The 13,620-nt window shown below is 30.9% G+C and carries 9 protein-coding genes and 5 pseudogenes; 6 read left to right on the top strand and 8 right to left on the bottom strand.

The genetic code is table 11. From position 1 onward, the window contains the following. Positions 1-20: 20 nt before the first annotated feature. From GCU34_RS06165 to GCU34_RS06175, 4 genes and pseudogenes are all read left to right on the top strand, one after another. Positions 21-371, top strand: a complete 351-nt coding sequence (locus tag GCU34_RS06165; RefSeq protein ID WP_143146226.1) for a hypothetical protein — start codon at positions 21-23, stop codon at positions 369-371. Between the two features lie 12 nt (positions 372-383). Further along, a complete protein-coding gene (locus GCU34_RS06170) occupies positions 384-746 on the top strand; it encodes a hypothetical protein (RefSeq protein ID WP_072784770.1) in 363 nt (120 codons plus the stop codon). Positions 747-767: 21 nt separating this feature from the next. Beyond that, entirely contained in the window at positions 768-935 is a 168-nt protein-coding gene (locus tag GCU34_RS13635) for a hypothetical protein (protein WP_178138358.1), read from the top strand. 29 nt (positions 936-964) lie between these two features. Continuing rightward, a pseudogene (locus GCU34_RS06175) lies at positions 965-1,752 on the top strand (TrmH family RNA methyltransferase). On the opposite strand, the gene GCU34_RS06180 reads toward GCU34_RS06175, so the two are convergent. From GCU34_RS06180 to GCU34_RS06210, 8 genes and pseudogenes are all read right to left on the bottom strand, one after another. Continuing rightward, positions 1,753-2,514 carry a shikimate dehydrogenase family protein gene (locus GCU34_RS06180; RefSeq protein WP_072784774.1) on the bottom strand — a complete coding sequence of 254 codons (762 nt, stop codon included), beginning with the start codon at positions 2,512-2,514 and terminating at the stop codon, positions 1,753-1,755. After that, positions 2,514-3,488, bottom strand: coding sequence for a DUF368 domain-containing protein (locus tag GCU34_RS06185; protein ID WP_072784776.1), 975 nt, complete (start codon positions 3,486-3,488; stop codon positions 2,514-2,516). Before GCU34_RS06185 ends, GCU34_RS06180 begins: the two co-directional genes overlap by 1 nt. Before the next feature lie 66 nt (positions 3,489-3,554). Beyond that, positions 3,555-4,951: pseudogene (locus GCU34_RS06190) on the bottom strand (tetratricopeptide repeat protein). Between the two features lie 179 nt (positions 4,952-5,130). After that, positions 5,131-6,309: an aspartate aminotransferase family protein gene (locus GCU34_RS06195; RefSeq protein WP_072784779.1), complete on the bottom strand. Its 1,179-nt coding sequence runs from the start codon at positions 6,307-6,309 to the stop codon at positions 5,131-5,133. Positions 6,310-6,314: 5 nt separating this feature from the next. Further along, positions 6,315-7,982, bottom strand: a complete 1,668-nt coding sequence (locus GCU34_RS06200; RefSeq protein ID WP_072784781.1) for an OstA-like protein — start codon at positions 7,980-7,982, stop codon at positions 6,315-6,317. 101 nt (positions 7,983-8,083) lie between these two features. Further along, the gene (locus tag GCU34_RS06205) at positions 8,084-9,355 is read right to left on the bottom strand and encodes an adenylosuccinate synthase (RefSeq protein ID WP_072785111.1); all 1,272 of its coding nucleotides are present in this window, start codon (positions 9,353-9,355) and stop codon (positions 8,084-8,086) included. A 60-nt stretch (positions 9,356-9,415) separates the two neighbouring features. Further along, positions 9,416-9,823: pseudogene (locus tag GCU34_RS13895) on the bottom strand (Fur family transcriptional regulator); the annotation flags it as partial. A gap of 78 nt (positions 9,824-9,901) precedes the next feature. Beyond that, positions 9,902-12,123 (bottom strand): annotated as a pseudogene (locus GCU34_RS06210) (RelA/SpoT family protein). 235 nt (positions 12,124-12,358) lie between these two features. Here GCU34_RS06210 and GCU34_RS14215 point away from each other — a divergent pair. Together GCU34_RS14215 and GCU34_RS14220 are read left to right on the top strand one after the other, a co-directional pair. Continuing rightward, positions 12,359-13,561, top strand: coding sequence for a DUF349 domain-containing protein (locus GCU34_RS14215; protein ID WP_317162530.1), 1,203 nt, complete (start codon positions 12,359-12,361; stop codon positions 13,559-13,561). Positions 13,562-13,563: 2 nt separating this feature from the next. Next, positions 13,564-13,614 (top strand): annotated as a pseudogene (locus GCU34_RS14220) (hypothetical protein); the annotation flags it as partial. Positions 13,615-13,620: the final 6 nt, after the last annotated feature.

A 13,620-nucleotide genomic window follows, 5' to 3' on the forward strand; every position in this document is an offset into this window, starting at 1 on the left:
ATAAACTAAATATTTTTTTGATGTCGTTATCAGCTTTGTTAGCTTTTTTTATTCCATTCGAATTATTTCTGTTAGTTTATGCTTTCTTGGGACCATTACATTATCTAACAGAAATTAATTGGTTACATCAAAAAAACTATTACACTACAAGCAAAAATGATTATTGGCTTTTAATAGCAATTCTATTATTCATTGGACTTATAGTTTTTAGTCCATTACGAAATTATGGTCGCAGTTTTCTACCTGTTTTTATAGCATTTGCATTCTTTTCAGCATTTGTAATGCAATTTTATGAAACTAAAAAAAGTAAATTTATAGGTTACATAATCAGTTTAATAATCAGTATTTTATTATTTGTTTTAGTCCAATAAAAAACTGAAATTGTGTTTTCTATTTTCTTACCAAGTTTAATTCACGTTTTTATTTTTACAGGATTATTCATCTTAATTGGTGCTCTAAAAACTAAAAGTTTATGGGCTAAAATTTCTCTTGTCGCTTTTATATTATGTGCAATTTCATTAATCTTCTTACCAGTTCATTCAGAATTCAATTTCATTACTAATTTAAAACTTCAAGAAAATTATCATTCATTTGAAAAGATCAATCAAACTTTAATTAACTTTTTTTCAGACAATTCAAATACTGTTTTTACCTCTACAATTGGTATCCAAATTATGCGATTTATCGCTTTTGCTTACACTTATCATTATTTAAATTGGTTTTCTAAAACATCTATTATTCAGTAGCATAAAACAACGAAATTAAAAATGATTGCAATTATTACCATTTGGATAATTTCTGTAGCTCTTTATATCTACAATTACAATTTAGGATTAAAATGGTTGTATTTATTAAGCCTCGCTCATGTATTTTTAGAGTTTCCTCTAAATTTCACTACTTTTAGAATGTTATTTTCAAGTGTAAAGAATAAATAATTAAAAGTATCTTTGCATAAATTTTCAATATGAAAAAAATAGAATCGGTTCAAAATTCGTTTATCAAATCATTAGTTCAACTTCAAGAAAAAGCCAAAGTTCGTAAACAAGAAGGAAAATTTTTAATTGAAGGAAAACGCGAAATAGAATTGGCTTTAAAAGGCGGTTATGAAATTGAAACTATTTTATTTTTACCCGAAATTATTTCTGAAAATCAACTAAGCGAATTAACTACTAAACATCTAAACGTTATAAAAATTTCAAAAGAAGTCTATCAAAAACTAGCTTATCGTGATACTACTGAAGGTTTATTGGCTGTGGCTAAAACAAAAAATTAAATTTATCCGAATTAAAGCTTTCTAAAAATCCGTTAATTCTTGTTGCAGAAGCAATTGAAAAACCTGGTAATCTAGGTGCTATTTTAAGAACTGCTGATGCTGCCAATATTGATGCTGTTATTATTGCAAATCCAAAAACCGATTTATACAATCCTAACATTGTGCGTTCGAGTGTCGGTTGTTTGTTTACGAGACAAATTGCAACTGGAACATCTGAAGAAGTGGTACAATTTTTAAAAGAAAATAACATTAACTTTTACAGCGCTACGCTTCAAAATTCGAATTCGTATCATGTTGAAGATTATACACAACCCACAGCACTTGTTGTAGGAACTGAAGCAACAGGTTTAACAGAAATTTGGAGAACAGAAAGTACTCAAAACATTGTTATTCCAATGCAAGGTGAAATTGATTCAATGAATGTTTCGGTAGCAGCTGCAATTTTACTTTTTGAAGCAAAAAGACAACGCGGTTTATAATTATTTATTCCAAATTTTCCACGCTTTCTCAGCTTGAAAAACTAGCATTTCATATCCGTTTTGAACCTTAGCACCATTTTCTTTAGCTTGCTTCATAAAAGTTGTTTCTTCTGGATTATAAACTAAATCGAAAGCAATGTGCTTATTAGTAAATAAATCATAATCTAAAGGAGGACAAGATTCAATATTGGGATGTGTTCCTAGTGGAGTTGTATTAATAATAATTTGGTAATCATTAAAAACCTCAGCATTTAATTCTTCATAAGAAAACTCATATTCTGTTGGGTTTCTAGACACAAAATCAAATTCAATTTTTAATTTTCTTAGAGCATAAGCAATTGCTTTACTAGCACCACCAGTTCCTAATATCAATGCTTTTTTATGATGATTTTCTAAAAGTGGAACCAATGCTTTTTTAAAACCATAATGATCAGTATTGTGTCCTTTTAGTTGCTTTTTTTTCGATATAGAAATGGTATTAACTGCACCAATTTTTCGAGCAGTTTTTGAAAGTCCATCTAAATAAGGAATAATTTCTTCTTTATACGGAATAGTAACATTCATTCCTTTTAAACCTTTTGTTTCACTAATAACATTAGGAAACTCTTTAATAGTTTGAATATCAAAATTTAAATATTCGCAATTATCAAAATGTAAAAGAGAAAACTTTTCATTAAAATACTTTCTAGAAAATGAGTACGAAATATTTCTACCCACTAACCCATATTTTATCTGCTTTTTATGTTTTTTATTTTTCCCCATTACGAATTGGTTTTACCTAATTTAAAAGCTAATTTTTCGAGTCCAAAAATTAAGAAAAATCCAATTAATGCCATAATAATTGCACCAAAAATTTTAGGCTCGCCAACAAACTCAATTGGTAAAATACTTCGCTCTATAAAAGGAACTGTTTCTCCATGGCTGTTTACTCTTGTTTCTAAGACTTCTTTCCAAGGCCATATTTTATTTAAAGATCCTATCATAAAACCAATTAACATTGCCAAAGTTGTATTCTTATGATGTGCAAACATCCAAGTTAATACTCTCGAGAAAAGCTTTAAACCTAAAATAGCACCTCCAGCAAATACAGCTAATTTTGTAAATGCTTGCAATAACAAATCGGTATTCATTTGTGTCAAACCTTCACGTAATTGGTTAATTGTTCCAATAACAGTTTGATAAGACCCCATTAACAGTAAGATAAATGCTCCTGAAACACCTGGCAAAATCATTGCAATTATCGCTAAAAAACCAGATAAAAATAAATATGGATAACTATCTGGTGAGCTTGTTGGCTCAGCAATTGTAATGTAATAAGATAAAATAGTTCCTATTAATAACGCTATTATTCCTTTTAAATGCCAATGCGTTATTTCTTTCCAAATGAAAACAATACTTGCAATTACTAATCCGAAGAAGAATGACCAAACTAAAATAGGTTGTGTTTCTAAAAGATGGGTAATAATCTTTGAAAAAGTTAAAACACTAATTGCAATTCCGGATAATAAAGCTAACAAAAAATTGCCGTTTACGGATCCCCAAGCTGCTTTAAAACCATTGTTTTTTAGAGTCTTAAGTGTACCAATGTTAATTTTATTTATACTGTCAATTAACTCTTGATAAATACCTGAAATAAATGCAATTGTTCCTCCTGAAACTCCAGGAACAACATCGGCAGCTCCCATAGCTATACCTTTTAAGGTAATCAATAAATAATCTGGAAATATTTTTCTCATAGTCATAAAAAAAGTCATTCTAAAACAAAAATAGTTAAAGAATGACTCTTGTACTAGTATTAAAAGTTATTTTAATCTAAACTTTTCAATTTGTGCTTGAACTTCTTCACTTCCCCAAGCAAATGGGAAGTTTTCTTCTAAAATAGTATGATTTGCAAAATTTAATCGTAAACCATTACTTAAGTGAAACTTACCTTTATCATTTTCTCCTAAAAGATAATATAATCCTGCCAATCGATATTCTATTTCAAATTCATCTGGAAATACATCTGAAGCCTGTAATAAAATTTCTATTCCATTTTCAAATTCTCCTAAAAATTGCAACATATTAGACCATAATATAAATGTATCTAAATTAATATCGCCACTTTCAAAGGCTCTACGATATCCTAACTCGGCTTCTTCATAGAAATTTAAAGCTTCATTAATAGCAGCATATCGTTTCCAATAAAAACTATTTTCACCATCAATACCAATAGCTTTGTTAACATAATACAATGCTTTTTGGAAGTTTTTTTGACGAATATAAAAATCAGTAATTGCAATCCAACCTTTATCTAAAAGTGGATCCTCGTGAACTGTTTTATGGTAATATTTAAGTGCTTTTTCTCTGTTTCCTAAACGCTCATAGCATTTTCCAATTCGCAACAAAGCAAATGATGTTGGATCGTCTAGTTCAATAGTAGTTTTAAAACTTTCGATTGCCTCTTCATAACGTTTTAGTTTTTCGAGTGACTTTCCTTTTTCCATAAAAGCACCCAAAAAAGTATCATCAATTATAGTAGCATAATCGAATGCCCAAACAGCTTTTTCATAATTTTTTAAAGCATAATACTGACGTCCTAATTGATGCCAAGCTACTTCGCTGTAGGGATTTCGATTAATAAAACTTTCTAAATACTCAATAGCTTTTTCATTTTGTTCCAAAAAATCATAACAATAAACCACATTATATAATGCCGAATAATCTTGATCGTCCTCTTCTAAACATAATATAAAATAATCTTTAGCCTTTTCCAGATCATCCATAAATAGATATTCCATTCCTATCATAGAATAAACATCGGCTAAATCATCGGTATACTTCAAGGCAAGTTTTAAAGTTTCGATAGCTTTTTCATGCTGATCTCGCTTCGAATGAATTTGAGCTTGCTGTATATAAATTTCTTCATTGGTTGGTTCTATTGCATACAATTCTTGCAATAATCTTTCCGCTAAATCTAGTTTATCTTCGTAAACCAACATTTCTACTTGAACTAATCTTAATCCTGTAGATTTTGGATGTTGCTCTAGCCCTAATTTTAAAGCTCTTTTAGCTAAATTCATTCGGCCTGTATCCATATAGTGAAGAATAATATCTTCAAACTCTTCTGAATCAAAAAGAAAACTTTATTGGTTTTCAACATCGATTCAAATTTGGATAACGAAAGGTTGTTTTCTTCTTCATCGTGACTCAATCTCATAGCTACTTCAGTTTATGGTTTTGTCCTTATTAAAATTAAGGATTTTAAAAGGGCATAATTTTTATATAACAAATTGTTTTAAACAATTTAATTAACAATTTTGATTTGGGTAAAAGGTGACAGGTTAAAGGTTTTGTTTAATTGTATATTTTTTTTCTTTTACCATTTACCTTACACCACTAACCTATACTATTTAATACGTCAATAATAATGCCACAACCTTTTCTAATTTCGTCTTTACTAATCGTTAGCGGTGGAGTAATACGAATAGCCTTTCCTTCAAATAAAAGCCAGAATAAAATAACGCCTCGTTTATGACACTCTAAAATAACATGGTTTGTTATTTCCAGACTTTCTGTCATAGCTGCAAGCATTAATCCTTTTCCTCTAACTTCTTTTATAAGTGGATGTACTAATAATTCTCTAAATAATGCTTCTTTTTCTAAAGCTTCTTGCATTAAATTAGATTCCGTTATTTCTTGTAATGTTGCTAATGATGCCGCAGCAATTACGGGATGTCCTCCAAAAGTGGTAATGTGACCTAATTTAGGATCGTGGCTCAACAAATCCATCATTTCTGCTGAAGCTGTAAACGCACCAACAGGCATTCCACTAGCCATTCCTTTTCCCATCACGACAACATCTGGAACAATGTCGTAATTTTGGAAACCAAATAATTTTCCTGTACGGCCAAAACCAGGTTGAATTTCATCTAGAATCATAACAGCACCAACTTCCGTACAACGTTCACGTACTTTCTTAAGAAAATCGTTCTCAGGTTGTATAAATCCAGCTCCTCCTTGAATGGTTTCTAATAAAACTCCCGCTGTTTTAGTAGTTATTTTCTCTAAATCGGCTTCGTTATTAAAAGTTATAAAGTCGACATCTGGAATTAAAGGCCGAAAAATTTGTTTGCGTTCTTCAAAGCCCATAACACTCATACTTCCCATTGTATTTCCGTGGTAAGCATTGTAACATGAAATCCATTGACTTCTTCCAGTTACTCTACGAGCTAATTTTAAAGCACCTTCAATTGCCTCTGTACCAGAATTTACCAAATAAGTTTTAGTCAACGGAGCTGGCATGTGAGCAGCCAATAATTTACAAAACTCGGTAGCTGGATGTTGCGCATATTCGCCATAAACCATTACATGTGAATATTTATCGAGCTGCGCTTTAATAGCATCATTAACTCTTTTAGGTTGGTGACCTAATGTATTTGCAGATACTCCAGCAACAAAATCTAGATAAGCATTATTATTAGTATCGTAAATATAACTTCCTTCTGCTCTAGAAATTTCCGTTGCTAATGGATGCGGAGAAGTTTGGGCTTGATATTCAAAAAAATCTTTAAGCATGTAATTTATTCTGATTGTAAATCGGGAATTACTTTCGGTTTTGGATTATTTTTATCGTAATCTAAAGTTTCAGGCAGAACTTCCATTGGAACGTCTTCTTCTTCAGATTTTTTCTTGCTTTCGATTAAAATTTGTTCGTGAATAATGTTTTCTTCCTCTGGAAAAATATCTTCTTTTGAACGAATTCGCTCATCTCCTCTCCAAATAAAACCTCTTAGTTTTCTAACATTTTCTGGAAATTCATTTTCTGGATGTAAAAGACTTTCTACATCTTTTTTTGCAGTAACCGTTTCAATTTGATTATCTACAATTTCCATTGTAATTTCGCTACACTTCTTTTTATCTATACCTATTAATTGATTATCATCGTCATACATATAATAAATAACCTCAGCATTACGCTTTACATCAACTTGGCTCAACTTATTATCTCTAAATTTTCCAAACAAATCGATTCCTTTAATTTGGTTATAACCATTTTCACTTAATGTATCTTTTTGAATTAAAAAAGCATTGTTAAGCACTTTTAAAGAGTCTAATTTTTGTGTAGTATTATCTCCAACTAAATGCATTACATCTCCTGTCATTTGATTGTCTTGATTCCAAATTACTGGTTTTCCAATCAATTGTGTTAACGCTGTTTTGTTATTAGAATGAATCGAATCGCATTTTCCACTCATATCAGTTTTATAAAACCTTACATTATTGAAAGCTCTAATCGTTCTATCTTCTGGCGGACCAGTTACCAAAATCTTTTTGCCATGCATAAACAAAGAATCATTTTCGACTTTTGTTACAACAACTGCCCTTTTTGTTAATATAATAGAATCTTTTCGAGTTGCTGCATCGCGCCACATTTCTGCATAATGACCTCGAGCAACCATATTATTTATAGTATCTGTAATTTTTACATTGTTGATGGCCCTTGAGAAATTCTTAGATTGATCGTAATACAAATCGTCTCCTTCAATAATTTTATTATCGTAAGTTATTTTAGAATTCTTCTGAAGCTTCCCTACATTATTCTTTGTATCGTAAAAACCATTTTCGGTATAAATTACATTTCCTTGATTGGTTATCGTTGAAGGTCCAAAAACATAAGCATGTCCCGAATTTTCGTAAAAATCTAAATGATTTGTTTCAATTTTTGCTTTTGGATTTGTAACTACAACTTTAGTATTAAATTGATACTTTTTTGAAGCTACGTAATATCTTCCTGATTTACTTTTTAACGTATTATCTTTATTAATTATGGTTCCGTAACTGTTATAAAAAGCTACTTGATTTTTTTTATCGAAATAGATTGTATCTGTAGTTAAAGTAGATTCTGGTGAACGCAAAAAAACATCGCCAGTTGCAAAAGCTAATTCTTTTTTACCGTCATATTCTGCATAGCGACTGTTCATTTGAACGGTATCACCTTGATTTATTCGAACATTACCAAAAGCTTTAATATAGTTTTCTGCATCAAAATAGTAAACCTTATTACAATTGATTTTAACTCCGTTGTGTAATACTCTAACATTACCTGTAAAAACTGTAGCTCCAGGAATTTCGTTTTGATTTCTGTCAACAAAATCAGAATTCTCAACAATAATTTTTTTGTTTTCTTGAGCCACAACTACTTGTAAAGCAGTAAGTATAAAAATTATATATGTTATTATATTTTTCAATCTACTAAAATTTTGTCAAAAATAATTAAAAAGAACTATTGCCTTTTATTATTAAGAATATTTTATAAATAAAAAACGCTCTAGTTAGAGCGTTTTTTCAATTATTTTATAATTGTTTGTGTTCTATCTGGACCAACCGATACTACTTTAATTGGTACTTCTAATTCTTGTTCAATAAAAGTAATGTATTCTTTTAATTCTTGTGGTAATTCTTCATAAGAAGACATTCCTGTTAAATCAGCTTTCCAACCTTTCATTTCTGTGTAAACTGGTTCCACATTTTCTGGTTCAATATTGTAAGGAAGATGCTTAATTTCTTGACCTTTGTATTGATAAGCTGTACAAACTTTTAAAGTATCAAAACCAGAAAGCACATCACCTTTCATCATGTATAATTCTGTTACTCCGTTTACTTGTACTGCATACTTTAATGCTACTAAATCTAACCAACCACAGCGACGAGGACGACCAGTTACTGAACCAAATTCGTTACCTACTTTTGCCATTGTTTGTCCTATTTCATCAAATAATTCTGTTGGAAATGGACCAGAACCTACACGAGTTGTGTATGCTTTAAAAATTCCGAATACTTCTTTTACTTTATTTGGTGCAATTCCTAAACCAGTACAAGCACCTGCAGCAGTAGTATTTGACGATGTTACAAACGGATATGTTCCAAAATCTACATCTAATAATGAACCTTGAGCACCTTCTGCTAAAATAGATTTTCCTTCTTTTAAAGCATTGTTCAAAAATTCTTCACTATCAATAAAAGTAAGGGTTTTAAGTGCTTTAACAGCTTCAAAAAACTCTTCTTCCATTTCTTTTAAATCGTATTGTAAATCTACATCGTAGAAAGCAATCATTGCTTCATGTTTATCTGCTAATGAACGGTATCTTTCTTTAAAATCAGCTAATTCAATATCTCCAACACGTAAACCGTTTCTACCTGTTTTATCCATGTAAGTTGGCCCGATACCTTTTAAAGTTGAACCAATTTTAGCTTTTCCTTTTGAAGCTTCAGACGCTGCATCCAATAAACGATGTGTAGGTAAAATTAAGTGTGCTTTACGAGAAATAAACAATTTAGAAGTAATATCCATATTGAATTTCGCTAATCCTTCGATTTCTTTTTGAAAAACCACAGGATCCATTACCACACCGTTTCCGATAATATTGATAGCATTTTTATGGAAAATACCAGAAGGTATAGTTCTTAAAACGTGTTTAATTCCGTCAAATTCTAATGTATGTCCCGCATTTGGTCCACCTTGGAAACGAGCGATGATATCGTATTTAGAAGTTAATACATCTACAATTTTTCCTTTTCCTTCGTCACCCCATTGAAGACCTAACAGTAAATCTACAGTCATTGTGTTGTTTGTTGTTTTAGTTGAGTTGTTTTTATTATTTTTTGTTCCGTAAAAATATAGAGAGTGATTTTGGATTTCAATACCAAATATCTCTTCCATTGTCTTTTTAATTTGTTCGATTCTAGGATCACAAAATTCGATTACTTCACCAGAATCGGTTAAAATAATATGATCGTGTTGCTTATCAAAATAAGATTTTTCGTAATGCGCTTGATTTTGTCCAAATTGATGGCGTCTTACTAATCCACAATCTAAAAGTAATTCGATTGTATTGTATAAAGTAGCTCGACTAACGCGGTAGTTTTTATTTTTCATCTTGATGTACAATGATTCTATATCAAAATGCTCATTTGAATTGTAAATTTCCTGAAGAATTGCATATCGCTCAGGTGTTTTACGATGTGCTTTCTCTTCCAAATATTTGGTAAATACATTTTTTACAATTTCTTGATTATTGCTGCTATCCATCTGATATTAAATAAAAACGTTGCAAAGATAATTAAAGTAGATTGTTTAGTCTTATAAGTTATTATAATTTTTCAACAATTAGTTTTGATAAACTCGGGTAACTTTGTCTACTCCGTCAACTTTTTTATGTTTTCTATTAGTTTTTTCAAAACTACATTATTAGGCACAACTACAGTAATTTTCCCATTAAAGATACCCGCATCGCCACTTAATGCTAAACTTTGAATGTTTACATGCATTTGACTCGAAATAACTTTTGTTAGTTCATTTGCTAAACCAAGTGTATCTAATCCTGTAATTTCTAAAATGGCTTTAAACTCTTCTTGTGTTGAATCTATCCATTTAGCAGGAATTACACGATATGCATAATTTGATCGCATACTTATAGCATTTGGACAATCTTTCCGGTGCACTTTTATACCTTCGTTAATTGTTATAAAACCAAAAACATCATCACCAGGAATTGGGTTGCAACAATTAGAAAGTTTATAATCTAACCTTTCTTGCTCGTTGCCAAATACCAATAAATCGTATTTTTTACTAATTTCATTTTTATTAATCTGCTCAGTAGGCTGAGTGTTTGGCGCCCTTTTAATGGTTTTCTTAAAGAAATTAACCAGCGTGTTATTCTTTTGAGCTGCAAAATCTTTTAACTGCTGATTTTCAATTACTCCTACTCCTACTCTATAAAACAAATCTAAACTGGTTTGCAATTTAAAATAGTTAACCAATTCGTTTACTACTGTTTCATTTAAAGTAATTTTTAAATGACGAAGCTTTCTGGTGAGTAGTTCTTTTCCTTCTTCGGCTATTTTTTTGGTATTTTCGTTTAGAACATTTTTAATTTTGGTTTTAGCTCTCGAAGTTGTAACATAATCGAGCCATTGCATAGTAGGTTTTTGATGAGGAGAAGTTATTACTTCTACCTGATCGCCACTGTTTAATACGTGATTTAACTGAACTAATTTTCCATTTACTCGAGTTCCTCTTGTTCTAATTCCAATTTCTGAGTGAATGGCAAAGGCAAAATCTAATGAAGTAGCTCCTTTTGGTAACGATTTAATATCTCCTTTTGGTGTAAAGACATAAATTTCTTTAGAATAAAGATTAAGTTTAAAATCTTCAACAAAATCTACTGCACTAGAAGTTTGATTTTCTAGAGCCTCTTTCAATTGATTTAACCAAACCTCTAAGGTGTGTTCTTCGGTGTCGCCGTTTTTGTATTTATAGTGAGCCGCGTATCCTTTTTCAGCAATTTCGTCCATTCGTTCGCTTCGCACCTGAATTTCAACCCAGCGTCCCTTTGGTCCCATAACCGTTATGTGCAATGCTTCGTAACCAGTAGATTTGGGCGAAGAAATCCAGTCTCTTAAACGACTAGGACTAGGACGATAATGATCCGTTACAACTGAATAAATTTTCCAAGCTAAGAATTTCTCGTCATGCTGATTAGATTTATAAATAATACGAAGTGCAAACTTGTCGTAAACCTCTTCAAAAGTGACGTTTTGCGCGCGCATTTTTCTTCGTATCGAATAAATCGATTTTGGACGTCCTTTTATAATAAAATCTACTCCTTCATCTTGTAAAGATTTACTCAAAACATCTGAAATTGATTTTATGTAAGCATCTTGCTCTTGCTTGGTTTCTTTTATTTTACTTACAATTTGATTATAAACTTCTGGCTCAGTATACTTTAAACCTAAATCTTCTAATTGTGTTTTAATGTTATAAAGTCCTAATCTGTGTGCAAGTGGCGCATAGATGTATAATGTTTCCGAAGCAATCTTGGCTTGCTTATAATCGGCCATACTTTCCATAGTTTGCATATTATGCAATCTATCGGCTATTTTTATTAAAATTACACGAACATCTTCATTTAGTGTAAGCAACATTTTTCTAAAATTCTCTGCTTGTAATGAAATATCTTGTTCGGTTTTAACTTTGGCAATTTTAGTTAATCCTTCAACAATTTTAGCAATTTTAGGATTAAACATTTTTTCTAAGTCTTCAACAGTGATATCTGTATCTTCAACTACATCATGCATTAAAGCTGCCGCAATAGAAGTAGCACCTAAACCAATTTCTGAAGCTACAATTTTAGCCACAGCAATAGGATGAAAAATATAAGCTTCACCCGATTTTCTTCTTTGGTCTTTATGTGCTTCAACTGCAACATCAAAAGCTTTACGAATTAATTTTTTATCTTCATCTGTTAAAGATTGATAACTAATTCGTAGCAACTCTTTATATTCTTGTGCAATTGCTTTATTTTCTGCTTCTAAGTCGATTTCCGTCATAAAAATAAGTTAACTTTTTGAAAGTTAATACAAAGTTACGAAATCTGCAAGTAAATTATTTTGGCACTACTACTTTTAAGCATTACTTAATTGAAAATGAAATCGCTTTTATTTGAACCAATTTTAATATTGTATTAATTATCGTTAAAAAAGGATACATTTAACGGTTTTTCTTTGAATTCTCGAGGCGCTTTATTATCTTCGGGCTCAATTAGTAACCTTAAGCATTTATATAATGTTAGAAGAAATGAATGATAACCTGCATGAAGCAGATGGACAAGAACAATTTGAGTCGCAAGAAGATGTTGTTGTAAAAAACCAATCTGCACAAGACGTAATCGATGATTCGAATGCAGAAGAAAATGAAGACGACTCAATTAGTGATAAACACGACATTCCGCTTTTAGACTACGAACAGATGTCTATGGAAGAGTTAGTTGCTGAACTTGACAATTTGGTTAAAAACCATAAAGTTATGGCAATTAAAGACCACGTAGAAGAAATTCGTAAGGCTTTTATGAATCACTATCATCATTTAATTGATGAAAAACGTGATGAGTTTAATGCCGAAAATCATGATGAAAACGTGGAGTTTGAATATCATTTCCCTTTAAAAAACAAATTTGAAGCGGTTTACGATGATTATAAATCTAAACGTAATAATCATTACAACCAATTACAAAAGAATCTAAAATCTAACTTAAATAAAAGAACAGAGTTAATTGAAGAACTTAAAAATCTTGTAGATAATACAGATGAAAGTTTAACAATTGCCGATATGTTCAAAAAGTTAAATGATATTCGTGAGCAATGGAAATCGGCTGGAGCAATTCCAAGAGATAAATACAACATTGTTTGGAACAACTATCATTTCCACGTTGAACGTTTTTACGATTTAATTCACTTAGATAAAGAAGCTAGAGATCAAGACTTTAAATTAAATTTAGAGCAAAAATTAGCCATTATTGAAAGAGGAAAAGAATTGTTAAACGATAGCGACATTGCAAAAGCTTTCCGTGAATTACAATTATTACACCGCGTTTGGAAAGAAGAAATTGGTCCGGTTGCTAGAGAACAAAGAGAAGCCATTTGGAACGAGTTTAGTGAAATTACTAAACAAATGCACGACAAAAGAGAAGCTTTCTTTGCTAATGCAAAAGCTAGAGAAGAAGATAATTTAGCTAATAAAAATAATATTATTCGCGCAATTGATGCTTTAGGAGACGAAGAAATTAGTTCGCACAACGGATGGCAAAACCAAATTAAAAAGATGGAAGCCTTACGAGAGCAATTCTTTAAAGCAGGTCGCGTTCCTGCTGAAGTAAACGAGGCAACTTGGGATGCTTTTAAAACTGCTGTTCGCGGATTTAACGCTAAAAAGAACAATTTCTACAAAGAAATAAAGCACGAACAACAAGAAAATCTAAACAAAAATTAGCTTTAGTTGAAAAAGCCGAGTCTTTAAAAGACAACGAAGATTTCAACATGGTTACGCCA

Source organism: Flavobacterium haoranii (assembly GCF_009363055.1).
Taxonomy (GTDB): domain Bacteria; phylum Bacteroidota; class Bacteroidia; order Flavobacteriales; family Flavobacteriaceae; genus Flavobacterium; species Flavobacterium haoranii.